This window comes from Atopobiaceae bacterium, assembly GCA_022483015.1.
Classification (GTDB): domain Bacteria; phylum Actinomycetota; class Coriobacteriia; order Coriobacteriales; family Atopobiaceae; genus JALCUE01.
Genome location: JAKVOB010000001.1, coordinates 1,519,275 through 1,542,506, shown reverse-complemented (window position 1 = coordinate 1,542,506; position 23,232 = coordinate 1,519,275). Strand labels below are relative to the sequence as shown.

Sequence of the window (23,232 nt, the reverse complement as noted above, 5' to 3'; positions counted from 1 at the left end):
ACTGGGTCCATGGACCGAGAGACCACATCAGACGATACGGACGACCTCCCCTGGGAGGGCCCTGCCATAGGTCTGCTAGACCTCGACGCGTTCTTTGCCTCCGTCGAGCAGCTCGACCACCCGGAGTGGCGCGGACGTCCCGTCATCGTAGGCGGGGACGCCGACCGGCGAGGCGTCGTCTCCACGGCCTCCTATGAGGCCCGCACCTTCGGCGTCCATTCTGCCATGCCAGCCGCCACCGCACGCCGTCTCTGCCCCGATGCCGTCTGGACCAACGGCCACTTCGACCGCTACCGCTGCGTGAGCGGGCAGGTCATGTCGCTCATCGGCCAAGAGAGCCCCTATGTGGAACAGGTGTCCATAGACGAGGCCTTCTTCGACGTGACGCCAGGGAGGTTCTCGCACGAGAGCCCGCTCGCGATATGCGGGCGCATACAGGAGCGCGTGGCCGCGCTCGGAGTCACGTGCTCCATCGGGCTCGGATCCAACAAGACCGTCGCGAAGATCGCCTCCGAGCGAGACAAGCCACGAGGCCTCACGATCGTCCTCCCAGGCTCCGAGCAGGCCTTCCTGGCCCCTCTGCCGGTGCGTTCGATGAGCGGCATCGGGGCGTCGGCCGAGCGGCGGCTCTCGGCGCTCGGCATCACGACGTTGGGACAGCTCGCAGCAGCGGACCGAGGGCTGCTCACGTCGGTCCTCGGATCGCAGGCGACCTCGTTCGCACTCAGGGCCGCCGGCCTCGAGCAGTCGGTCGTCTCGGAGCAGGCATCGAGGCCAGACCCGAAGTCCGTCTCGAACGAGCGCACGTATGCAACGGACCTCACGACCGAGGCTGACGTGAGGGCCGCAGCGGGCGCCATGGCGTCCATGGTGGCGACCAGGCTTCGCCGGAAGGGCCTCAAGGGCACCTGCGTGACCGTGAAGGTGCGCTATGACCTCGACCATGCGAGCACGGCACAGACGAGCCTCACCCATCCGACCGACGACGAGGGGGACTTCGGACCCATGGCGCAGGACCTGGCGGCAGGTCTCTGGGCAAGGGGCATGCACGTACGCCTGGTCGGCGTCGGCATTTCGGGGTTCGCCGACACGGAGGAGCCCGAGCAGCTCGGCCTCTTCGATGACCAGGCCTCAGCCACGCAACGGCACGAGCTCCATCGGACCTGCGACGAGGTCCGGGAGCGATTCGGAGACCAGGCCGTGGCGCTCGGCCGCGACCTCAGGCTCTCGGGCCGCACCACGAACACGACACCCGCCCACAAGCAGGACGACTAGTCCTGCACTCCCCCATCGTCCCCCTTGTCGGCACCATGAGCGAGGCCGAGATCGACCTGCGAGCAGTCGCCCCAGAGACGCTCGAGCCGATAGAAGTCACGTGTCTCGGGGAGAAAGACGTGCACGACGAGCGAGCCATAGTCGAGGAGCACCCAGGTCGAATCGTCCCGCCCCTCGCTTGAGATGGGACGCACCCCGCAATTGGCACGGACCCGGTCGATGACCTCGTCGACGACGGAGGACGAACGGCGGGCGTTGGCTGCGGTGCAGATGAGGAAGTAGTCGCAGACGTCTGACACCCCCTCGAGGTCGAGGAGGACGATGTCCTCCGCCTTCTTGTCGTCCGCGGCGCTTGCAGCGATTCGTGCCATCTCGAGCGGTGTCGTCATGAAGTCTCCTGTCGTGTTCGTACGATCACTCGTACCCGTGGTTTCCACGGGCCACGATCCCATTGTATATGTCGATGGTACCAGGGTAGAGGTAGCGGCCGCGTCCCACCACGTACGTGATGCCACCCGTGAACGAGACCCAGAAGAGGTTCGGCAGCGTCACGCTCCCGACCAGATGCCTCACCTCGTCGATGCCAGGCGAGGACGGTCGGAGCGGCTCGATCCCGTCCGCGACGAAGATGACGTCATCGAGCGGCGTCATGTCGGCGGCGCCGATGGTATGGCGACCGATCGCCTGCAGGATGTCAGGGGGCAGGTCGGGGTAGACGTCCGGCAGCTCGCGCTCGGCGACCATGCCATGCAGCAGGGAGACCACGAGGGTCGGCTCGACCCCGAGGTCGATGCCGAGTTCATGGGCGCGAGCGATGAGCTCGTCATGGGGCACCACCTTGTCCCAGTCATGGAGGATTCCGGCCACGCGGGCCTTATAGGGGTCGACGCCATAGAGGAGGGCGAGCGCCTCGGCGCTGCGTCCCACCGAGAGCGAGTGGGCGAGCCTCTTCGGCAGGGACTCGAGCCGCTCGGCAAGGTCATCCTCGAGCCGCTCGATCCGAGCGCACTGCAGCGGCGTGAACCGAGCCCTATGGCCGAGGAGCTCCTTCCATCCCGCGGCCTTCGTCCCCTTGGTCGGGGCGATTCTCTTGACCTGACCCTTCCTCTTGGCGACCTTGCTCATGCATCCTCCTGGTTGGCACCATACAGATGACGCTTCTGGACGTAACCCCGCACCGACTCAGGAGTGAGGTAGCGCAGGGATTGCCCCTCCTTCACGCGTGCCCTCAGGTAGCTCGACGAGATGGCAAGGGCAGGCACCTCGAGATACCTGACGTCGAAGTCGATGGGTGAGGAATCCAGAACGGCACGTGCCCGTGCGAGGTCATACCCCGGCCGCGTGGCCCCCACGAGCGTGGCCAGCCGTGCGATCTTGGCAGCGTCGTGCCAGGTGACGATGCTGATGATGGCATCTGCGCCCGTGATGAAGTAGAGCTTCACGTTGGGGGGATAGTAGTCCCTGATGGCCTCGAGGGTATCCGCGGTATAGGTGATCCCCGGCCGGTCGACCTCGAATCGACTGGCAACGAAGAGGGGGTTGTCGGAAGTCGCGAGGAGCGCCATCGCATAGCGGTCCTCGCATGACGAGACCGAACGGTCCTGCTTGAACGCCGGATGTCCGGCAGGCATGAAGAGCACGAGGTCGAGCCCGAGGTCGCCAGCCGCCTGCTGTGCCGCGACCAGGTGCCCGTTATGGATCGGGTCGAAGGTACCACCCATGATGCCGAGCCGATAGGTGCGGCTCGGGTCACGAGCGAGGTCAGGCAGTCCTGCCATGGGTTCCTCGACGCAAGGAGGCGTCATCGTATCTGCCCGTCTCCCCTGGCGAGGTACTTGGTGGACGTGAGAGCCTCTGCACCCATGGGACCACGCACATGCAGCTTCTGGGTCGAGATGCCGATCTCACAGCCGAGTCCGAACATCCCGCCATCGGTGAAGCGCGTCGAGGCGTTCACATACACGACCGCGGCATCCACGTCGGCGAGGAAGCGTTCGGAGGCCTCGTAGCTCTCGGTGACGATGGCCTCCGAATGCCCGGTGCCATACCGGTTGATGTGGTCGATGGCCGCCACGACCCCATCGACGCAGCGGACGCTCATCTTGAGGCCAAGGTACTCACGCCCCCAGTCCTCCACGGAGGCATGCCCCATGTCCACGCCGCACGAGGCTGCCGCCATGCAGGCACGCTCGTCACCCACGAGCTCGACACCCTTGTCGGCCAGGGCCTCGAGGACGGGCGGGAGCAAGGTCCCGGCGACGTCGGAATCGACCAGGAGGGACTCGGCAGCGTTGCAGACACCCGGCCGCGAGGTCTTGGCGTTGACGACGATGTTGATCGCCTTCTGGACGTCCGCGGTGCGCTCCAGGTAGATGTGGCAGTTACCCACGCCGGTCTGGATGGTGGGGACCGTGGCCCCCTCCACGCAGGCGCGTATGAGGGAGGCTCCCCCGCGCGGGATGAGCAGGTCGACGAGGCCGGTGGCGCGCATCAGGCACTGGGTCTCGTCATGGCCGGGGGCCTCGATGATGGCGATGGCCTCGGGCGGGACACCGCACCCCACCGCCCCCGCCCGCGCGGCCTCGGTGATGGCGATGCACGAGTCGTGCGCGGCGGAGCCCCCGCGCAGCACGCAGGCGTTCCCGGAGCGCAGGCACAGCGCGATCGCGTCAGCCGTGACGTTGGGGCGGGCCTCGTAGACGATGGCGACGACGCCCAGCGGTACGGTGACTCGCTCGACACGGACCCCAGACGGGAGCGTCGAGCCGGCCAGGGTACGCGCAAGCGGGTCAGGCTGGTCGGCCACCTCGGACATCGACGAGGCGATCGACTTGACACGCCCCTCGTCGAGCATGAGACGGTCAAGGAGCGAGTCGGCCATCCCCGCCTCGCGGGCCCTCGCCATGTCGCGCCCGTTCGCCTCGAGGATCGCCTCTGACGACGAGAGGAGCGCACCTGCTGCGGCGCGGATCGCCTCGCTACGGACCTGGGCAGAGAGGTGCGCCACCACTGGCGCGGCCTCATGGGCCAGACGTGCCTTGGACTCGGACTCCGACATGGGCGCTCCTTCGCAGGTAGGGTAATGCTAGAAGACGAGAAGCTCGTCTCGGTGGATGCAAGGCGTCTCCGCCTTGTCAGGATAGAACCGGACGATGACGTCCGTCGAGAGACCTCTCACCCGCATGAGCTCGGCGGAGGAATAGCGCACGACACCCCGTGCGAGGAGCATGCCGGCCCTGTCGACCACGCTCACCACGTCACCAGAGGAGAACTCGCCCGAGACGCCGACGACCCCCACGGGCAGCAGTGACGCACCGTCCTCCTCGAGGGCACGCTCTGCGCCCTCGTCGATGACCACGGAACCCTGCGAGACACCCGCAAGGCCTATCCAGAGCTTACGCGCACCCTCACGGGAGTTCCCAGAGGACCCCTCGAACCTGGTCCCCATCATCTGGCCCGAGACGGCACCGACGAGCGCGGAGGGATGGCGCCCCTGGCAGATGACCATGGGGACCCCCGCAGCCAGCATGGCACGGCCAGCCCTGACCTTCGAGGCCATGCCGCCTGTGCCGACAGCCGAACCAGACCCGCCGGCCATGGACATGATTGAGCGGTCTACAGACTCCACGCGCCTGATCAGCGGGGATGCCGGGTCCAGACGTGGGTCGCACTCGTGCAGGCCGTCGACGTCAGAGAGGATCACGTAGAGCGAGGCCCCCACGAGGGTCGAGACGATGGCACCGAGCATGTCGTTGTCACCGAAGGTGAGCTCCCCCGTCGCGACCGTGTCGTTCTCGTTCACGATGGGAACGACGCCGAGCTCGAGGAGACGGTCGAGGGTGTTGCGCGCGTTGAGGTAGCCCTCGCGGTCTACGACGTCACGACGACAGAAGAGGACCTGACCGCAGGTGAGCCCATGAGTTGCCAGCCCCTTGGCATAGGTCTCGATGAGGGCGGCCTGGCCGGCGGCCGAACAGGCCTGGATGCCCGGGAGGTCAAGCGGTCGTGCCGACATGCCGAGACGCTCCATGCCCGCGGCCACCGCGCCGCTCGAGACCACTATGACACGTCGGCCAGAATGCTCGAGCGAGGCCACCTGGTCGCAGAGCCCGGAGACGAAGGACCGATCGAGGGCACCGTCCGCACCCGTGAGGATGTTGGAGCCCACCTTGACGACGACGAGCCCGTCGATCTGCTCCGGATGGCTCACTCCTCGGCACCCCCCTCGTCGGACGTCTGCCGCGAGATCTGGCCTACCGTGATGGGGGCGTCGTCCTCTGGGTCGATCAGCTCGCCCAAGACCTCGTCATCCGCATCATCGAGCTCGGAGAAGTCATCCTCGTCCTGGTCCCCCTGGTACTCGAAGGCGTACCCGAGGATCCTGACCTCGTCGCCCGACTTGCAGCCGGCCTTCGCCAGGGCATCGTCGAGACCCATCCGCTCGAAGCGGTGCTGCAGGAACAGGACGGCATCCTCGTTGTCCCAGTCGGTCTGGACGACCATGCGCTCGAGCGCCTTCCCATGGATGCGCCAGACGTGGCCGCCCTGGTTCTCGATGGCATAGGCACGGTCCCGTCGCTCCCGGCCGGCAGCCCATAGGTTCGTCTGGTCAGGCTCCTCGGCCTCGACCACACGCTCGGCCCTGAGCGTGGCCACCTGCTCGGCCACATGCCGCACGAGCGGGTCGAGTCCCTTGCCGGTGACGGCGGAGACGGGGAAGTACGCCCGCCCATCCTCCTCTGCGGCCTTGCGCAGACGCTCGGAGGCCTCGTCGGTCCCGGGCATGTCACACTTGTTGCCCACGACGACCTGGGGCCTCACGGCGAGGTCGGTGGCATAGGCGGCGAGCTCGCCATTGATGGTGTGGTAGTCGTCGACGACGTCACGGGACTCGAAGCCGCCGGTGAGGTCGACCACATGCATGATGAGGGCCGTCCGCTCTATGTGCCGGAGGAACTCGTGGCCGAGCCCCTTGCCCTCGCTGGCACCCTCTATGAGCCCAGGCACGTCCGCCACGACGAACGAATGGTCGTTCGGGGCGCGCACGACGCCGAGGTTGGGGACGAGCGTGGTGAACGGGTAGTCGGCAATCTTGGGACGAGCCGCGCTCATATGGGCTATGAGCGAGGACTTCCCCACCGAGGGAAGGCCCACCAGCGCGGCATCGGCCATGAGCTTCATCTCGAGCTCGATCCAGTGCTCGGTGGCTGGCTCGCCCTTCTCGGCGAAGGCGGGCGCGCGCCGCACCGAGGTGACGAAGTGGATGTTGCCTCGTCCCGAGACGCCACCGGGCCCCACGACCACACGCTCGCCTGGATGCGTGAGGTCGGCGATGTCGAAGAGCGGCTTCTGGGTGTCAGGGTCGAGCTCGCGCACCACCGTACCGAGCGGGACCTTCAGGACGAGGTCCTCGCCGTCACGGCCGTGGCGACGAGCGCCCTGACCGTGACTGCCGCGCTCGGCACGGAAGTGATGCTTGTAACGGAAGTCGATGAGGCTGGACAGCTGCGCGTCAGCCTCGATGACGACGTCGCCGCCACGGCCTCCGTCGCCTCCGTCAGGCCCGCCCTTGGGAACGTAGGCCTCACGCCTGAAGGACATGCATCCGGCACCGCCGTCGCCGCCCTTGACGTTGATATGGCATAGGTCTGTGAACTCTGACATGGGCCACCTCCTCATGACATCGTAGCGCCAAGTGAGCGCTCCCGGCCACCTGGCATGAAAAGGACCCCCGGCGATGCCGAGGGCCCTACGGATTCCCCTATGGGATGAGGTGCTAGGCCTCGATGGGACGCACGTGGACCTTGTGCTTCTCGCCCTTGGTGAACTCGACGGTGCCATCAGCAAGCGCGAACAGGGTGTCGTCCTTGCCGCGGCCGACGTTCTCGCCTGGGGTGATGTGCGTGCCGCGCTGACGGACGAGGATTTCGCCCGTGGAGACGACCTGGCCATCGAAGCGCTTGGTGCCGAGGCGCTGGGCGTTGGAGTCGCGACCGTTACGCGAGGTGCCCTGACCCTTCTTGTGTGCCATCTTAGAACCTGCCTATCCTCACGATACCTATGGAGTGTGACATCCGACCGTGCTACTCTGCGGCCTCGGCCTCAGAAGCGGTCGTGGCCTTCTTGGCCGCCGTCTTGGCGCTCGGCAGCGTGGTGACCTCAAGCTTGGTGAGGTTCTGACGATGCCCGTTGGTGCGACGATAGCGCTTGCGCTTCTCGAACTTGAAGACCAGCTGCTTCTCGCCCTTGAACTGCTCGACGACCTTCGCGGTGACCTTCATCTTGCCGACCGTCTCAGGATCGACGACGCACGTCTTGCCGTCGTTGAGCATGATGACGTCCAGCTTGACCTTGTCGCCAGCTGCCGCGTCGAGCTTCTCGACGTCGATGACGTCGCCCTTGGCGACCTTGTACTGCTTGCCGCCCGTGGATACGATTGCGTACATGTGTAAGCCCTTCGGTGCTGAGGTGAGTGCAAACGTTAGGAATGTTACCAGAAGGTGGAGCAAAATCAACTCACGACTTCCCAGCTCGACCGCATTAGCACGAAAGCGACCGAATCAGGGAGGGGTGCCTCAGTCGATGAGGGCACGGGCAGGCTCCGCAGCCGATCCGCCGACCTCGGCACCATGGCTCACGTGGGCCCGCAGGTCACTGACGAGCTCGGCGAGGGCCTCAGGGTCCGACGCAAGCTCGAACCAGGACAGGAGCGCATGCCCGATGGCCTGCGTTCCCACGTAGCCCACGCCGACGCTGGTGAGACGACCGAGGCCAGGCAGGAGCAAGTCAGCCTGGCGAGCAGCCCCGCGGAGGCCGAAGCCACCGGCAACGACCCCAATGACCTCGGGGATGCGCCACAGGCTCAGGTCCTGCCCATAGACGGCCGCCATCTGCAGGGCCATCTTGGCCTCGTTGGCGCACATGATCGGCAGGTCGGCCGAGCCCGAGAGGAACGGGAGCGCCGCGACGCCGGCATTCTCGGCCGAGCAGGTGTCGATGATCTGCGAGGCCTTGGGATGGCGCACGAAGGGGAAGCAGGCCGCGAGCGCGAGGTCCTTCTCGGAGGTGTCGCAGAGCCAGCGGGCGAGCTTGTCGAGAAGCACGGCACGGCTCGAGGCCACGACGAGCGAGATGCGCCCACCCGTTGCCGAGCCCGTGATCTCAGGCGCGTCGAGGCTCGTCTCGGCGACGAGGACGCACGGTATCCCCGCATCCGAGAAGGAGCGCGCCGCACGAGCGCAGAGGTTGGCCGAAGGGCCCACCACCACGATGGCAAGGTCGGTGGCCGGGTTGATGGCGACCGAGGCGCCTTCCTCGAGGCGCGCCACGTGAACGAGGCCCGAAGGTTGCTCTGGGACGAACGCGTCCCGTATGGAGCAGACGAGGTCGCGCGAGGCCCTTGGGTCAAGGACGATGGCGATGCGCACGGGCTCGTGCCGGAGTGACTCGGCAGACCGTCCGGCATCGAGGACCCCGAGCGCCTTCCCGACGAGATTGTTACCAAAGGACGGCATTGCGTTCATCCCCCAACTAGGGTTGCATGACAGTCAACGTATACCCAAGCCTCAGGCGACCATCAGGCTGACTTTGTCCGATGGAACCAGACGGACTGGACCATACCCACAGCCATGACCTGGCATATCATCGAAGAGGACCCATAGCTGATGAAGGGAAGCGGGATACCTGTGATCGGCATGATGCCGATGCACATCCCGACGTTCTCGAGCAGCTGGAAGCTCCACATGGCCACGACGCCTACGAGCACGAGCTTGGCGAAGGGGGCGTCCACCTTGAGCGCGAGCTTCAGGGTCGCGAAGAAGAGCCACCCGAAGAGTCCGAGGAGCACGATGACCCCCAGGAACCCGAACTCCTCGGCCACGAGCGCGAACACGAAGTCGGTGTGGGCCTCGGGCAGGAAGCCCTGGCCCGCCTGGGTCGCGTTGCCGATACCCTTACCGAAGAAGCCGCCGCTTCCCACGGCGATCTCAGCCTGTTGCAGGTTGTAGCCATCACCTGTCGGGTCGACGGAGGGGTCGATGAAGACCATGAGGCGCTTGAGCTGGTACTCCTTGAGTATATGCGGCAACCCGTCCGTTGAGGAGGTGATGACGACCAACGCAGCACCCGCCACCACCACGGCAAGCGTCACAAGCACCCAGCTCCGTCGCGCACCGCCGCAGACGATGATGACGGCACCGAGGAAGAGGACCACGAGGCCGGTCCCGAGGTCGGGTTGCATGAGGATCAGCGCGAACGGCACGCAGAGGATGCCGCAGAGCTTGAGATAGTCGGAGAGGGTCTTGATCTTCCCGTTGTACTGGGCCGCCAGGGCCGCCATGAGGTAGATCGTCACCAGCTTGGCAAGCTCGGCAGGCTGGAAGGTCAGGTTGATGAGGGGGATCTTGATCCATCCCGTGAGACCCTTCGCGGAGTAGGAGATGCCAGGAACATGGGGGAGCAGCATGAGCACGATATCGATGACGAGCAGGGCCGTCGTCATGTTGGCAAGGTTCCGATAGTCATGGCGCCACACGACGCCGGCAGCCACGAGGCCGATGCAGGCCCCGAGGAGCTGGCGAGGGAACGAGGCCTCCGATATGGAGAGGGATGCCGACCAGATGACGATGAGCCCGTAGACGATGAGCGCGAGCGCGGGGATCAGGACCGGGAAGTAGAGGTCGCCGAGAAGCCCCTTGCGCTGCCGCATGCGCGCGGCACCCGGTCGCTTGCCGGCATCCCCGCCGAAGAGGGACGAGACGAGCCCCCCGAAGCCGATGTCACGAAGATTTCCTGAGTAGCCCGACTCGCCCATGCCCCTCCCCTATCTCGTGCTGTCGTCCATGGTGACCGTGGACGTGTCCGGTTCGTCATAGATGCCCCCGAGCGTGTCGCGGACCGCATACATGGCCGAGGTCGCACCGAAGCCGCCTTGCTCGACCACGGCCGCAAGGGCGTACTTCGGGTCGTCGAACGGTGCGAACGCGCAGAACCAACCCGTCGCCGCCTCGTTGGTCTTCTCGCCCGACCCCGTCTTTCCCGCGACGGTCACGTCGAGGTTGGTGAAATGGCTCGCGAGCGAATCGCTCTCCTCGTATATGACCCCCTTGAGCCCGGTCCTCACAAGGTCGAAGTAGTCCTCTGACTCGGAAGGCGTATGGAGCGCGGCGCAGGCATACTCGGAGATGGTCCCGGAGGAGCCTCGTGCCAGGATCCCCTTCAGCACATGGGGCTGCCAGATGGTGCCCCTCGTGGCGATTCCCGCATAGGCGCAGGCCATCTGCAGCGGGGTCACGAGCAGGTCGCCCTGGCCGATGGCGAGGTTCGTCATGTCGCCGCCCTGCCAGGCACGCTGGTCATCGGAGTAGCTCGAGAAGTAGTCGGCCTTCCACTCGGCATCGGGGACCCTTCCCGAGCCCTCGGCGGGGAGGTCGATGCCAGTGGCGGTGCCAAGTCCCCACTTGCGGTAGGTCTCCTGCAGGCCCTCGGGGGTGGAGGAGTAGTAGAAGTCTTTGCCGATCTCGTAGAAGACGGTGTCGCACGAGTAGGTGATGCCCGTCTGGAGCGTCATGTAGCCATGCCCCGTATGGAGCCAGCAGTACTGCCCGTAGGCGTCTCCGAAGCCCGTCCAATAGCCCGTGCAGTCGTAACCCGTGTCTGCGGTGGCGATGCCGTGGTCGAGGGCAGCGAGCGCCCCGATGGGCTTGATGGTCGAGGCCGACATGTACTGGCCAGCGACGGCCCTGTTCATGAGGGGGTTCCCCGAATCGTCCGAAGAGAGGGCCTCCCAGTCGTCGTTGGATATGCCACCGACGAAGATGGAGGGGTTGAACTGCGGCGCGCTTGCCATGGCAAGCACCTCTCCATTGGTGGCATCCAGGACGACGATGGCCCCCGACTTGCAGTCGGCATTACCCTTGTCCTTGGATGCCTGGATGGCATGCGCAAGCCCGCTCTCGGCGGCCTGCTGAATCGAGGCATCGAGCGTGAGCTCTATGTCACTCCCGCTCGTCGGGTCGATGGAGGTCGAATACCCGGTCACGTTGCCTGAGGCATCGACATAGACCGTCTGTTCCCCACGAACCCCTTGGAGGACCGACTCATACTGGTACTCGATGCCTGCCTGGCCCACGGTGTCACCGGACTCGTAGGAGATGGCAGACTCGTCGTCGCTCGTGGAGTTGAGCTGGTCGGAGGTCACGGTGCCGGTATACCCGAGGAGATGGGCGGCGACGTTGCCGAGGGGATAATACCTCTGCGTCCGCTGCTCGATGGAGACCTGCGAGAAGGCGTCCGGATGCTCCTGTATGAACGCGACCACCCGCCGAGAGACGTCCACGGCGACGGTATGGGCGCTCTGCGCACCCTCGGTCTCATCCTGTATCTTCCTCTTCACCGCCGTCACGGGCATGCCGAGGAGGTTGGCGAGGAGCTGCAGCTCGATGTCGTCGTCCGCCACCGACTCATAGGCGACGGCCGTCAGGCTCGACCGGTTGGTGACGAGCTCGGCACCGTTGCGGTCCAGGATCCGTCCACGGGGGGCGATGGTCGAGATGGTGCGCGTGCGGTTCTGCTCGGCCTGCTCGGTGTAGGTGTCACTCGAGACGAGCTGCATGCTCCAGAGACGGGCGAGGAGGGCGGCGATGACACCACCGCAGAAGATGCCCACGCCGTGGATCCGCGTCTTGAAGCCCGTCTCGGGCGACGTGTCGTTGCCGCCCGATGCCTTGGGAGTCTGCCCGCCGATGTCGAAGTGCATCTTGCCAGAGTTGGAACGCAGATAGAGATAGGCGCAGAGGGCCGCCAAGGCAGCGACGAGCAGGCAGACGATGACGATGGTGGTGAGGCTCATGGCGCCTCCTACAATCCCTTGGTACGCAGGTGACCGGCACCGCGCCGTGCGCCCTTGTAGGACGAGGACCCGAGGGAGGACCTCGAGAGGCGGGGGCTCGAGCCCATGCCCCTCGAGAGGAGGTAGAGGAACGGGAGGAAGGCGAGGCAGGTCAGGAGCGTCGTGGGGAGTGTCCGGAACACGAGTGCATCGACGATCGAGGCCTGGCCGACGATGACCATGCAGAGGTTATAGAAGAGCGAGACCACGAGGGCGCCGGCCGCAAAGAGCTCGAAGGTGACCACGGGATTCTCGGAAAGTCGGTTGCGCTCCTGGGAACCAGCGACGAACGAGAAGACCGTGAGCTCGAGGGCCATGAGGCCGATGGGCCCTGTCGTGGCGAGGTCGAAGAACAGACCGGCAGCGAAGCCGCATACCACTCCCCTTCCCCCACCGATGCCGAACGCCACACAGGCGGCGAGCACGAGGGCGAAGTTGGCACGCCCGTCTGCGATGCAGACGTTCGGCGCGAGGGCGAGCTGGAGGACGCCGCACACCACGCAGAGGATGATGAAGGACCTACGGTCGTTGTTCTTGTCGTTGACGAGCATCTTCGCCTACCCCTCGTCCGTCGTGGCGCTCGTCGTGGTAGCAGCGGTGGTCGTCGCGCTGGCCGTGTCCGCCGTCGTCGCCTCGGAGCGCTCCTGCGAGTCAGCGGCACTGACCTCGTCGGTCGAGGCCTGCTGGTCCTCGGAGAGCGAGGTTATGACCAGGACCTCCTCGAGGTTCTCGGTCGAGGCGAGCTGGCTTACCGTGATGTCATAGTAGAGCGCGCCGTCAGACTTCTCGACGCTCGTGACCGTACCGATCGGGAGACCCTTCGGATACACTCCCCCGAGGCCGCTCGTGACCACGGTGTCACCGACCGCCACCTGTTGGTCGCACTTGATGAGCGTGAGGTGCAGCGTGCCATCGGCAGATCCCGTGAGCTGGCCTTGGGCGCGGCTCGACTGGACCATGGCCGAGACGCCCGAGCTCTCGTCAGATATGAGGCGCACGACCGAGGTCGACGGCCCACACTCGGTGATCTGGCCGATGACTCCCATCGAGTCCGTCACGGGCATGCCCACGGCGAACCCGGATGTGGTCCCCTTGTCGATCGTGACCGAGGTCGACCACGAGTCCCCAGACCCCGAGACGATGCGGGCGGCCGTCGACTGGAGGCTATAGGTGCTCTTGAGCTGGAGAAGGTCCTCGAGCCTCGTCGCCGTCTGATCGGATTCGGTCAGCTCGGCGACCTGGCTCTTGAGTTGCTCGTTCTCGGCCTCGAGCTCAGAGAGGGACTCCTGGTTCGCCGTGAGGTTCGTGAATACGTTCCCGAGGCCGGCGAAGGGCGACGCCACGGCCGAGCCGAGATAACGCACCGGCATCGTGATCGTCTGGAAGACGCCCCGAGCAGCATGGATCGGGCCCGAGTCGCCCTCGGCCGAGGAGACCCCAAGGAGGGCTATCGAGACGACGCAGCACAATATGAGGGGGCGCACCAGGGGACCTGGCCCGTTCCCCCTCTTGTACGAGTTGACCGATCCCAGGCCCTTTTGCGAGAGACGAGCCACCAGTTACTGCGCCGCACTCTGGACGAACCCACCCGAGAGCGCATTCGCCTCGAGAACCTTCGCGCATCCGTTGACGACGTTCTCGAGGGCGGTGGGACTCACGTTGACAGGAACACCCGTCTCCTCTCGGAGCCTCTGGTCGAGGCCCCGCAGGAAACCGCCACCACCGGTGAGCAGGATGCCATAGTACATGAGGTCGCTTGCCAGGTCAGGAGGCGTCATGTCAAGCGCATCCTTCACTGCCTTGGTGACCTCGTCGAGCGGCCTGTTGAGGGCTCGCCTGATCTCCTCGCTCTCGATGCGCACGGTCTTCGGGAGGCCGGAGATGACATCACGGCCGTTGACCTCCACATCGAGCTCCTCCTTCAGGGGAGCCGCGGACCCGACCTTGATCTTGATGTCCTCGGCGGTGCGCTCACCGATCGAGAGGCCGTAGGCGTCGCGCACGTGCTCGAGGATGGTCTGGTCGAACTCGTCACCGGCGGTCCTGATGGACTGCGAGACCACGATCCCGCCCATGGCGATCACGGCGACCTCGGTCGTGCCGCCGCCGATGTCGACCACCATGGAGCCGGTGGGGTCCTCTATGGGCAGGTCGGCCCCGATGGCTGCCGCCATCGGCTCCTCGATGAGGTAGGCCTGACGCGCACCTGCCTGTATGGTCGCCTCGAAAACCGCGCGCTTCTCGACGGAGGTCACGCCCGATGGGACGCAGACGACCACACGCGGACGCGGCGACCACGGGTAGCGTCGCTCGCGTGCCTTCTCGATGAAATAGCGGAGCATGACCTCGGTCACGTCGAAGTCGGCGATGACGCCGTCCTTGAGGGGACGTATGGCAAGGATCGAGCCTGGGGTGCGGCCCACCATGCGCTTGGCGTCGGCACCCACGGCGAGCACGCGCTCCTCGCTCTTGTCGATGGCAACGACGGAGGGCTCGTTCAGGACGATGCCCTCGCCTCGCACGGAGACGAGCGTGTTGGCCGTCCCGAGGTCGATGGCAAGGTCGCCACCATATTCGCCGAACATGGAGTCAAAGAACGACATCTACGGGTCTCCAGCCGCTAGTTGGTGGTCTGGGCATCCTGGGAGGATGCCGTCGTGGCACTCGCGAGGGTGCCGGTGGTCGTCGTGGCAGTGGAAGTCGTCGCAGCGGACGTCTTCGCGGTCCCGCTCAGCGAGGCGGTCGTGCCGCCCTGTGACGCATAGTCGACGGTGACGTTGTCGACCTTCCAGCCGATGCCGTCACGCACGAGCGAGATCGTGTAGGACTGGGTCCCACCGGCCTCGAGCGTGGCCGTCGCGGTGACCTTGGACGAGCTCATGGAGCGGTCGACGCCGTCGACCTTGACGGTGGCGTTGACGGGAAGCACGGCCTCGATATCGGAGCGCGTGCCGCTCGTGACGCTCCCGGCGAGGTAGCTGCCGATGTCACCGGAGTCCGTGTTGGCCTTGAACATGGCCTCGACGGTCGCCTCCTGCGTCGGCCAGCCGTAACCCTTGTAGTAGCCGAAGCCCGCGACGGCAGCAAGGAGGAGCAGGATGACCAGAAGCGCTATGAGGATGTGCCTGCCCGTATGGCGCTTCTTCTTCCGATCCTTCTTGTCGTTCTCGACAAGCTCCTGCTCCGACACCGAGAAGAACCCGGTATCCTCGGGCGACGGCATCATCTCGCCAGACTTGCCCATGGGGTCGAGCGGGTCGTAGGAGCCGGTCCCGCCCTCGCCATAGCCGGCGGCCGCAAGCATGGCGTCCGTGGAGGACGGACCACCACCCGTCATGGCCGCGACCGCATGCTGGGCGGACTGGAACGCGACCGCGGCCTCGGGAGAGAGCTGATAGGTACCGTCAGCCGTGGCATGTCCGAAGGCATCGATGGCCTCGGTCATGCGGTTGGCCGCCACATAGGCACGTCCGAGCTCGGCATAGATGGAGTTCTGGCTCTCGAGCGGGGTCGAGAAGTCCAGGGCGGTGCGGTACGCCTCGACAGCGTCGACGGGGCGACCGAGGTCCATGAAGCAACGCCCGAGGCGCATGAGCGCGACGGAAGGGTCCGGGTTCGACTCGTCGATGGCGGCGTTCCTGAAGGCGACACCCGCCTGGCGCAGGTCGCCCTTCCTGGTATACGCCTTGCCGAGCGCCATCTGCGCCTTGTATGGGGTCGGATAGCTCGCATCTGAGGATGCCTGCGTGAGCGCGGTTATGGCACCGTCGACCTGGCCGGCGGCAAGGAGCGCACGGCCACGGTTGCAGGAGAGGGCCCCTGACTTGCCGTAGGAGGTGTCCTCGAGGGCCGAGCCATAGGCGTCGGCCGCCTCGGCATAGCGGCCCATCTTCATGAGGGCGTTCCCGAGGAGGTGGTCAGCACAACCCGAGATCTCGCCCGGCTGCTTGCAGGAGCGTGCAGCATTTGCGGCAGCTGCCATGTCGCCCTGTTGATAGGCGTTCTTAGCAGCAAGATATGCCTGTTGATCCACGATTGCTCCTTTTGCTCTGAATGCTCTGGACGGGCTGGCCCGTTGCCGTGTCTTGACGGATGGGCTACGCGGCCCGGTGCTCGATGCGCACGGACTCTATGGTATCGCCGGCACGGAGCTTGTCGATGACATCCTTGCCGCCGATGGTCGAGCCGAAGACGGTATACCCGGAGTCGAGGCCATGCTGAGCGCCGAGGCAGAAGTAGAACTGTGACCCGGCGGAGTCGGGGGACTGTGACCTCGCCATGGCGAGTGCACCGTCCTCGTGGCTGTTGCGAGGGTTAGTGGTGTACTCCTGCTTGATGCGGTAACCGGGACCGCCGGTACCCGGCATCCCGTCAGGCCCACGATGGCCTTGGGCGACGTCAGAGGGCGTCATGTCGCGCGTGTTGGGGCATCCGCCCTGGATGACGAAACCGGGCACGTAGCGATGGAACTTCAGCCCATCATAGAAGCCCGAGCTAGCGAGCTCGCAGAAGTTGGCCACATGGACGGGGGCGCCGGCACCGTCAAGCGAGACCTCGATCGTGCCCTTGCTGGTGGAGATGACCGCGACCTCGTCACCTTTTACCTGGTACTCTGGCGTATAGAGGGGATCCTCGAAAAACCCCATCATGCCTCCCTACAAAGAGCGCGCGCCACACGGCACACGCGGAGTCTACATAGCAGCCGCTATTCTATCAGCACATACGCCCATTCACACTTTCGGCATGCAAAACCACGGCGAATGCCATGGGAAAGGCCATGCCAGAGGGTCAAGAAGAGCTCTTGACAGGCTCCCAGGCCGAGTAGTTCTCGGAGAAGAGCGTCGCATAGGAGCTCGTACCATCCGACCCCGCGTTCCGGTCGAGGGGGGCCTTGATCTTGGCCTCGTCGGCACTCGGGTCATCACTTGCCACGTCGAGCGCCCAAGCCTCCGAGAGGGCGTCGGTACGGTTGCGCAGCCAGTTGGCAAGGGTCGTGAGATGCTCCTGGTCCTCGGCATATGGGGTCGAAGACACGTCGATCTTCTTGATGTCGGTGATGAGGTTGGATATCGTGATGCCAAGCGCATCGGCATCATTCTTGCCCGCGACGCGCGTAGCCAGGTCACCCGTGATCGCGCTCTGGTCAAAGGTCGACTCGTTGGCATCCACCTGGTCTCGAAGGTCAGCGAGCTGCGCATAGTCAGACGAGAGGGAGTCGAAGATCGGGTCGCCCGACGACGTCGTGGCGGCGTCCGTGGCAGCGTCCGAGGTCTGGGCCGTCTCCGAGTCCTGGCCCTGCAGCTTCTCGATGGTGCCGGGGAAACCGGCCTTGCTCATGTCGGCATCGGCCGTAGGCTGGGCCGAGAAGAAGTTGGGGTCCCATGGGTGGGCTATGAACAGGGTGACGCCGCCCACCACGATGAGCGATGCGAGCACCACCAGCACGACGACACGACGGTGTGGGGTCTTCTCGTGCTCGAACACGCCCTCACGGACGTCCTCCTCGGAGGGAATCGAGCTCTCGATGCGCGGGAGCGCGTTGGTCTTCTCGGCATCCAGGTCGAGGACCGACGTAGGCGACTCCTGGTCTCCGTCATCCTCCTCGTCCTCCCCGACGTCAGGGAGGTCCTCCTCGGACGGGGTCGACCTCGACGACGGGTCCTTCTGGGAGGCACCTGCCACCGGCATGCCGCAGACGGGGCAGCGTGCGGCGCCCGTAGGAACGAGCGCGCCGCAGGAGGCACAGTACGTGCCTCGGAGGCGTGGCAGCATGCTCGTCAGCGCCAGGTCGGCGTGACAGGCGGGACAGACGAGCGCATCGTCTGGGATATGGCTTCCGCAGGAGGGGCAGATCAAGAGTGGTCTCCTTGGCGAACTCGTGATGGTCGTCTCGACATTCTAGCCCCTCGCCCGGGTCACGCGCGACCTGGGTACGACACACACGATAAGCCCAGGTCGCCCTAATCCCCTATGCCATGAGGTCGAGGACGAAGGGAAGGATGCCGCCGGCGCGCAGGTACTCCCCCTCGGTCGGCGTGTCCACACGGACGACGCATTCGAACGAGACCGAGGTCCCGTCCGCACGCCTGGCGGTGACGGTCGTCCGCGGACGGGCAGGAAGCCCGCCGCTCAGGTCGACCGGTGACACGTCATAGGTCTCGGTGCCGTCGAGCCCGAGCGAATCGGCGGTCGCACCGTCGGCGAGCTCGAGGGGGAGGATGCCCATCTGCACGAGGTTCGACCGATGGATGCGCTCGAGGCTCTCGGCGATGACGCAGGTGACCCCGAGGAGGAGCGGTCCCTTCGCGGCCCAGTCGCGCGACGAGCCGCTCCCGTACATCTTCCCGGCGACGACGACGAGCGGAACCTCGTGGTCGCGATAGTCCTCGGCAGCCTCGAATACCGAGGTGACCCCACCTGTGAGGAGGTCGCGCGTCCATCCTCCGCGCCGCGGGGCGGCGAGCTGGTTCTCGAGCTTGACGTTCGCAAAGGTGCCACGGGCCATGACCTCATGGTTCCCGCGCCTGCTTCCGTAGGTGTTGAAGTCGCTCTGGTCGACGCCGCGCTCGAGGAGGTAGCGAGCCGCCGGAGAGTCGGGAGCGATTGCCCCGGCCGGCGAGATGTGGTCCGTCGTGACGAAGTCGCCCAGGCGCACGAGCGCACGGGCACCTGTGACGCCGATCGTGTCCTGCGTGCGTGCGATGTCGAAGTAGGGCGGGCGACGGACGTAGGTCGACTTCGGGTCCCAGGGATAGGTGGAGGACTCCCCCGCCGAGATGGCCTGCCAGGTTGCGTCACCGTCGAGGAGCCCGGCCATGCCCTCCTCGTACAGGCTTCGGTCGAGCACCGTGGCCAAGACCTTCTCTATCTGCGCATTCGTGGGCATGACGTCGGAGAGCATGACCGGACGCCCGTCCGTGCCCATGCCCAGCGGCTCGGTCGTCAGGTCGACGTCCATGGTCCCTGCGATCGAGTAGGCCACGACCATGGCCGGCTGGCAGAGGTAGTTCTGGCTCACGTCCGGGCTGATGCGGCCATCGAAGTTGCGGTTGCCCGACAGGACGCTCGTGAGCTCGAGGTCGTCCGCCACCGGGCGCAGGCATGGGAGTATGGGGCCCGAGTTGCCGATGCAGCTCATGCAGCCGAACCCACAGGTATAGAAGCCAAGGTCATGAAGGCCATCCATGAGGCCGGCACGCTCGAGCAGGAGCTCCGTCGCATGGCTTCCCGGTGCGAGGATGCGCTTCACCCAGGGCTTGGGCTCGAGGCCCCGTCGTGCGGCCTCGCGGGCCAGCAGGCCGGCGCCGACCATCATGGCCGGGTCGGTCGCGGTGGTGCAGCTGGTGACGGCTGCGATGGCGAGCGCACCGTGATGGAGCTCGTGGGTGCCGTCGACGCACGTGACGTCGAAGCCTTCGCCGAGGTCGGCATGCCCGTGCGCGCCACAGGCCTCCTCGACCCGAGCCTTGAGCCCCGCAGGCGTCACGCGGTCATGGGGACGGGAGGGACCGGCAAGGCTCCACTCGAGCGTGGAGAGGTCGATGTCGACGATCCGGGCATAGGTCCGGTCACCCTCCGAGCCGAAGGTGCGCTGACGGCGCACGTAGGCCTCGGCGAAGTCGACCTCGTGCTCGTCACGCCCCGTGAGACGCAGGTAGTCGAGGACGGCCTCGTCGACGGGGAACAGCGTCGAGGTCGCACCGTACTCGGGGGTCATGTTCGAGACGCAGGCGCGCTGCGTCACCGAGAGGTTGGCCACGCCAGGCCCGAAGGCCTCGACCAGGCAGCCCACCACGCCCTCCGAACGGAGACGTTGGGCGACGGTGAGCGCCAGGTCCATGCCAGAGATGCCGTCCGGCATGGAACCCGAGAGACGAAGGCCCACGACGGCCGGGACGCGCATGCTGATGGGCTGCCCCAATGCCGCGGCCTCAGCCTCGATACCGCCCACGCCCCAGCCGAGCACGCCGATGCCGTTGGCCGTCGGCGTATGGGAGTCGGTACCCACGAGCGTGTCGTAGCACGCCATCTCAGGATCCCCAGTGGCGAGGGCGTCGGTCCCCACGACCGAGCAGAACCGCTCGAAGTTGAGCTGGTGGCAGATTCCGCCTCCAGGAGGAACGATCCTCACGTTGTCGAACGAGTGGCTTGCCCACTTGAGGAAGGCGAAGCGTTCCTGGTTGCGCCTGGCCTCGATGGAGAGGTTCTCGGAGGCGGCATCAGGCGTGCCGACCTCGTCCGCGCAGACGGAGTGGTCTATGACGAGCGTGCAGGGGATGCGAGGGTTCACGAGGGCCGGGTCCTTGCCTCGCGCGGCAACCGCATCCCGCATGGCAGCGAAGTCGCAGAACACCGGGACGCCGGTGAAGTCCTGGAACAGGACGCGCGAGGGCATGAACTCGATCTCGTCGCCCTGCTCGCCTGCAAGGCCGGCCTCCAGGACCCGGCCTGCCAGCTCCTCCGCCTGCTCGTCCGTGTCCGCACGACGCACCACGTTCTCGAGGAGGCACACGAGCGCTCGCGGGAGGCGCTCCGCACCAGGGATGCGCGAGACGTCGACGATGCGTCGACTCAGACCGCCCGCTTCGAGCGTGTCATACGAACGGGCCTGCCTGACGGCAGCGCTAAGACCTTGCTCTGGCATACTTCTCCTCCAAGTCACTCACGAGGCGCATGAGGCCGGTCCCGGCCTCGGCGCTCCTCGCGAACCGGTCGTACAAGAGATTAAACGCGACGAGGCCGACACAGAGCGTGACGGCCAAGAAGACCCACATCTGAAACGTCAGGTAGGAGACCTCGAAGAAGTCCCTGGCCACCGTGCATCCACCAAGGACCATAGCGATGCAGACGGCGAGCAGGGCGCACCGGAGCGGGTTCAGCGGGGAGGATATCCTCGCGATGAGGCAGAGGCCCACCGTCGCCGTGATCATGAGGCAGAGGGTGGAGACCTCCCCATACGAGAACCCCGTCATGCCGGATGTGCACGTCGTCACCGCGACCGCGACGGACACGACGATTGCTGCGGGGATCGACCTGCACAGGACGTTCACGAGGAAGTCTCCCGTGACGCGCTCATGGTTGGGCTCGAGCGCGAGCACGAACGAAGGCACGCCGATGATCGCTGCCGAGATCAGGCTCATCTGTATCGGCAGGAAGGGATACGGCGGGTTCACGATGCACACCAGGGCAAGCACCGCCGAGAAGAGCGTCTTCACCAGGAAGAGCGAGGCCGACCGCTGGAGGTTGTTGATGGACCGACGACCCTCGGCCACGACCTCGGGCATGTGAGCGAAGTCGTTGTCGACGAGGACGACCTCGGCGACGTTCCTGGCGGCGTCGGAGCCGGAGGCCATCGCCACCGAGCAGTCGGCATCCTTGAGCGCCAGCACGTCGTTGACGCCGTCGCCCGTCATCGCGACCGTGTGCCCCTGCTCCTTGAGGGCACGGAGAAGGTCGCGCTTCTGCTGGGGGGTGACGCGTCCGAACACGTGGTACTCCCCCACGGACGCGGCGAGCCTCTCCGGCGAGTCAAGCGTGGTCGCATCGACCCACCGCTCGGCACCCGGGACCCCCACGTGGGAAGCGATCGCAGAGACCGTGGCGGGATCGTCCCCCGAGATGACATTGAGCGCGACGCCCTGCTCGCAGAAGTAGGAGATGGTCTTGGCGGCATTGGGACGTATCTGGTCGCGGATGGCCACGAACCCCAGGAGCCTGACGTCGCCCTCGATCAGGCCCTCGTCGTCGAAGCCGTCGCAGGAGCAGACCACCAGGACGCGGGACATCGGGCCGAAGGAACGAAGCCTGTCTGAGACATCGGCGGAGGCATCTCCCATGACGAACTGCGCCGCGCCCATGACGAGGCAGCCATCGGCCGTGACGCAACCGGAGTACTTCCGGGAGGACGAGAAGGGCACGCAGCGCAGCGTCGGCATCGGGGAGACCCCCTTGCCATCCACATATGAGAGGATCGCGGCGGCGGTCTCGTTGGCATCGTCGTCCTGGGCATGGGCGAGGGTCGAGAGCGCACCTTCCAGGGCGCCAGGGCCATCCGATGGCACCACCGCCTCGCAGCGCTCGACCTCCATGGCCCCCGATGTGATGGTGCCGGTCTTGTCGAGGCACAGCACATCGACCCGCGCAAGGGTCTCGATACAGTAGAACTGCTGGATGAGCACCTTCTGGCGGGCCAGGCGAATCGTCGCGATGGCAAGCACCGTCGAGGTGAGCAGCACAAGCCCCTGGGGGATCATGCCCACCACGGCGGCCACGGTGGTGAGGATGGCACCGCTCAAGGTCTCGCCAGTCAGGAACGTCCTCAGGAAGAGGCCGACGCCCAGAGGCGCCAGCAGGTAGGTCGCGAGCCGTATGATCGCACGCAGCGTGGCCATGATCTCTGAGTTCGGGGTCTTCACGTACTTGGCCTCGGCATTGATGCGTGCCGCGTAGCTCTCGGCACCGACCCTCGTGACCCGGGCCACGAGGGTCCCCGAGTCGATGAAACTCCCGCTCATGAGCTGGTCCCCGACGGCCTTGGGAAGGGGCGTGCTCTCTCCTGTGAGGAGGCTCTCGTTGAGCGAGGCCTCGCCCGAGACGACCTCGGCATCGACTGGTACCTGCTCGCCCCTCCCCAGGACTAGGAGGTCACCAAGGACGACGCCGGCAGACGGGACGCGCGTGACCTCCCCGTCGCGGCGGACCCGCACGTCATGGGCCGCAAGGACGGAGAGACGGTCGACGGTCGCCTTGGACCGGAGCTCCTGCACGACGCCGATGACGAGGTTCGCGATGACGACCCAGACGAACAGGAGGTTGCGCAAGGAGCCAGTCGTAAGGACGAGGAGCGCGAGCGCGGCGTTCACCCCATTGAAGAGGGTGCAGGTATGCTCCCGCACGATGGCGCCCACGGACTTCGTCTTCACGTTGGTGTCGACGTTGGTCTTCCCGGCCGCGACGAGGGCCTCGACCTCGGCCGAGGTGAGGCCGGGGTCCTCCGTAGCCGAGCCTGTCCGCTCACCTGTCTGAGACATCTGGTCCTCTCGTGCGATCCGACATGACCCGGAGGGGAC

General features: G+C 66.0%; 20 protein-coding genes. 1 reads left to right on the top strand and 19 read right to left on the bottom strand.

The features are described from left to right. The first annotated feature begins 9 nt into the window (after nt 1-9). On the top strand, nt 10-1,275 hold the full coding sequence (dinB, locus tag LKE50_06565; GenBank protein MCH3968262.1) for a DNA polymerase IV: 1,266 nt from the start codon (nt 10-12) through the stop codon (nt 1,273-1,275). Here dinB and rsfS read toward each other — a convergent pair. From rsfS to LKE50_06470, 19 genes are all read right to left on the bottom strand, one after another. After that, nucleotides 1,272-1,664, bottom strand: coding sequence for a ribosome silencing factor (gene rsfS / locus LKE50_06560; protein ID MCH3968261.1), 393 nt, complete (start codon nt 1,662-1,664; stop codon nt 1,272-1,274). The two genes, dinB and rsfS, sit on opposite strands and share 4 nt — an antisense overlap. Before the next feature lie 25 nt (nt 1,665-1,689). Next, nucleotides 1,690-2,400 carry a bis(5'-nucleosyl)-tetraphosphatase (symmetrical) YqeK gene (yqeK, locus tag LKE50_06555; GenBank protein ID MCH3968260.1) on the bottom strand — a complete coding sequence of 237 codons (711 nt, stop codon included), beginning with the start codon at nt 2,398-2,400 and terminating at the stop codon, nt 1,690-1,692. Continuing rightward, nucleotides 2,397-3,053 (bottom strand): nicotinate-nucleotide adenylyltransferase, encoded by a 657-nt coding sequence (gene nadD / locus LKE50_06550; protein MCH3968259.1) that lies wholly within the window; start codon nt 3,051-3,053, stop codon nt 2,397-2,399. The genes yqeK and nadD overlap by 4 nt, the downstream gene beginning before the upstream one ends. 23 nt (nt 3,054-3,076) lie before the next feature. Beyond that, nucleotides 3,077-4,333, bottom strand: a complete 1,257-nt coding sequence (locus LKE50_06545) for a glutamate-5-semialdehyde dehydrogenase (protein MCH3968258.1) — start codon at nt 4,331-4,333, stop codon at nt 3,077-3,079. Nucleotides 4,334-4,360: 27 nt separating this feature from the next. Further along, nucleotides 4,361-5,485: a glutamate 5-kinase gene (gene proB, locus LKE50_06540; protein ID MCH3968257.1), complete on the bottom strand. Its 1,125-nt coding sequence runs from the start codon at nt 5,483-5,485 to the stop codon at nt 4,361-4,363. Continuing rightward, nucleotides 5,482-6,939, bottom strand: a complete 1,458-nt coding sequence (obgE, locus tag LKE50_06535) for a GTPase ObgE (protein MCH3968256.1) — start codon at nt 6,937-6,939, stop codon at nt 5,482-5,484. Before obgE ends, proB begins: the two co-directional genes overlap by 4 nt. 112 nt (nt 6,940-7,051) lie before the next feature. Beyond that, the gene (gene rpmA, locus LKE50_06530) at nt 7,052-7,306 is read right to left on the bottom strand and encodes a 50S ribosomal protein L27 (protein MCH3968255.1); all 255 of its coding nucleotides are present in this window, start codon (nt 7,304-7,306) and stop codon (nt 7,052-7,054) included. A 52-nt stretch (nt 7,307-7,358) separates the two neighbouring features. Continuing rightward, a complete protein-coding gene (gene rplU, locus LKE50_06525) occupies nt 7,359-7,721 on the bottom strand; it encodes a 50S ribosomal protein L21 (GenBank protein ID MCH3968254.1) in 363 nt (120 codons plus the stop codon). 129 nt (nt 7,722-7,850) lie between these two features. Then, nucleotides 7,851-8,789, bottom strand: a complete 939-nt coding sequence (locus tag LKE50_06520; protein ID MCH3968253.1) for a hypothetical protein — start codon at nt 8,787-8,789, stop codon at nt 7,851-7,853. A 62-nt stretch (nt 8,790-8,851) separates the two neighbouring features. Continuing rightward, nucleotides 8,852-9,982 carry a rod shape-determining protein RodA gene (locus tag LKE50_06515; protein ID MCH3968252.1) on the bottom strand — a complete coding sequence of 377 codons (1,131 nt, stop codon included), beginning with the start codon at nt 9,980-9,982 and terminating at the stop codon, nt 8,852-8,854. Between the two features lie 114 nt (nt 9,983-10,096). Continuing rightward, the gene (gene mrdA, locus LKE50_06510) at nt 10,097-12,124 is read right to left on the bottom strand and encodes a penicillin-binding protein 2 (protein ID MCH3968251.1); all 2,028 of its coding nucleotides are present in this window, start codon (nt 12,122-12,124) and stop codon (nt 10,097-10,099) included. Between the two features lie 8 nt (nt 12,125-12,132). Next, nucleotides 12,133-12,714, bottom strand: coding sequence for a rod shape-determining protein MreD (gene mreD, locus LKE50_06505; protein MCH3968250.1), 582 nt, complete (start codon nt 12,712-12,714; stop codon nt 12,133-12,135). 6 nt (nt 12,715-12,720) lie between these two features. Beyond that, nucleotides 12,721-13,719 carry a rod shape-determining protein MreC gene (gene mreC, locus LKE50_06500; GenBank protein MCH3968249.1) on the bottom strand — a complete coding sequence of 333 codons (999 nt, stop codon included), beginning with the start codon at nt 13,717-13,719 and terminating at the stop codon, nt 12,721-12,723. Nucleotides 13,720-13,722: 3 nt separating this feature from the next. Continuing rightward, complete coding sequence (locus LKE50_06495) at nt 13,723-14,766, bottom strand: rod shape-determining protein (GenBank protein MCH3968248.1); 1,044 nt, start codon at nt 14,764-14,766, stop codon at nt 13,723-13,725. A gap of 17 nt (nt 14,767-14,783) precedes the next feature. Beyond that, nucleotides 14,784-16,196 carry a tetratricopeptide repeat protein gene (locus LKE50_06490; protein MCH3968247.1) on the bottom strand — a complete coding sequence of 471 codons (1,413 nt, stop codon included), beginning with the start codon at nt 16,194-16,196 and terminating at the stop codon, nt 14,784-14,786. A gap of 64 nt (nt 16,197-16,260) precedes the next feature. Beyond that, nucleotides 16,261-16,809 (bottom strand): peptidylprolyl isomerase, encoded by a 549-nt coding sequence (locus LKE50_06485; protein MCH3968246.1) that lies wholly within the window; start codon nt 16,807-16,809, stop codon nt 16,261-16,263. Nucleotides 16,810-16,951: 142 nt separating this feature from the next. Then, a complete protein-coding gene (locus LKE50_06480; GenBank protein ID MCH3968245.1) occupies nt 16,952-18,019 on the bottom strand; it encodes a zinc ribbon domain-containing protein in 1,068 nt (355 codons plus the stop codon). A gap of 112 nt (nt 18,020-18,131) precedes the next feature. Next, nucleotides 18,132-20,807 carry an aconitate hydratase AcnA gene (acnA, locus tag LKE50_06475; GenBank protein MCH3968244.1) on the bottom strand — a complete coding sequence of 892 codons (2,676 nt, stop codon included), beginning with the start codon at nt 20,805-20,807 and terminating at the stop codon, nt 18,132-18,134. Next, nucleotides 20,788-23,193 (bottom strand): HAD-IC family P-type ATPase, encoded by a 2,406-nt coding sequence (locus tag LKE50_06470; protein MCH3968243.1) that lies wholly within the window; start codon nt 23,191-23,193, stop codon nt 20,788-20,790. The genes acnA and LKE50_06470 overlap by 20 nt, the downstream gene beginning before the upstream one ends. Between the last annotated feature and the right edge of the window lie 39 nt (nt 23,194-23,232).

What these genes read in the sequence shown, in the direction of transcription:
- dinB (MCH3968262.1), top strand. Translation starts at nt 10, where the DNA reads ATGGACCGAGAGACCACATCAGACGATACGGACGACCTCCCCTGGGAG.
- rsfS (MCH3968261.1), bottom strand. Translation starts at nt 1,664, where the DNA reads ATGACGACACCGCTCGAGATGGCACGAATCGCTGCAAGCGCCGCGGAC.
- yqeK (MCH3968260.1), bottom strand. Translation starts at nt 2,400, where the DNA reads ATGAGCAAGGTCGCCAAGAGGAAGGGTCAGGTCAAGAGAATCGCCCCG.
- nadD (MCH3968259.1), bottom strand. Translation starts at nt 3,053, where the DNA reads ATGGCAGGACTGCCTGACCTCGCTCGTGACCCGAGCCGCACCTATCGG.
- LKE50_06545 (MCH3968258.1), bottom strand. Translation starts at nt 4,333, where the DNA reads ATGTCGGAGTCCGAGTCCAAGGCACGTCTGGCCCATGAGGCCGCGCCA.
- obgE (MCH3968256.1), bottom strand. Translation starts at nt 6,939, where the DNA reads ATGTCAGAGTTCACAGACCTATGCCATATCAACGTCAAGGGCGGCGAC.
- rpmA (MCH3968255.1), bottom strand. Translation starts at nt 7,306, where the DNA reads ATGGCACACAAGAAGGGTCAGGGCACCTCGCGTAACGGTCGCGACTCC.
- rplU (MCH3968254.1), bottom strand. Translation starts at nt 7,721, where the DNA reads ATGTACGCAATCGTATCCACGGGCGGCAAGCAGTACAAGGTCGCCAAG.
- LKE50_06520 (MCH3968253.1), bottom strand. Translation starts at nt 8,789, where the DNA reads ATGCCGTCCTTTGGTAACAATCTCGTCGGGAAGGCGCTCGGGGTCCTC.
- LKE50_06515 (MCH3968252.1), bottom strand. Translation starts at nt 9,982, where the DNA reads ATGCGGCAGCGCAAGGGGCTTCTCGGCGACCTCTACTTCCCGGTCCTG.
- mrdA (MCH3968251.1), bottom strand. Translation starts at nt 12,124, where the DNA reads ATGAGCCTCACCACCATCGTCATCGTCTGCCTGCTCGTCGCTGCCTTG.
- mreD (MCH3968250.1), bottom strand. Translation starts at nt 12,714, where the DNA reads ATGCTCGTCAACGACAAGAACAACGACCGTAGGTCCTTCATCATCCTC.
- LKE50_06495 (MCH3968248.1), bottom strand. Translation starts at nt 14,766, where the DNA reads ATGTCGTTCTTTGACTCCATGTTCGGCGAATATGGTGGCGACCTTGCC.
- LKE50_06485 (MCH3968246.1), bottom strand. Translation starts at nt 16,809, where the DNA reads ATGGGGTTTTTCGAGGATCCCCTCTATACGCCAGAGTACCAGGTAAAA.
- acnA (MCH3968244.1), bottom strand. Translation starts at nt 20,807, where the DNA reads ATGCCAGAGCAAGGTCTTAGCGCTGCCGTCAGGCAGGCCCGTTCGTAT.
- LKE50_06470 (MCH3968243.1), bottom strand. Translation starts at nt 23,193, where the DNA reads ATGTCTCAGACAGGTGAGCGGACAGGCTCGGCTACGGAGGACCCCGGC.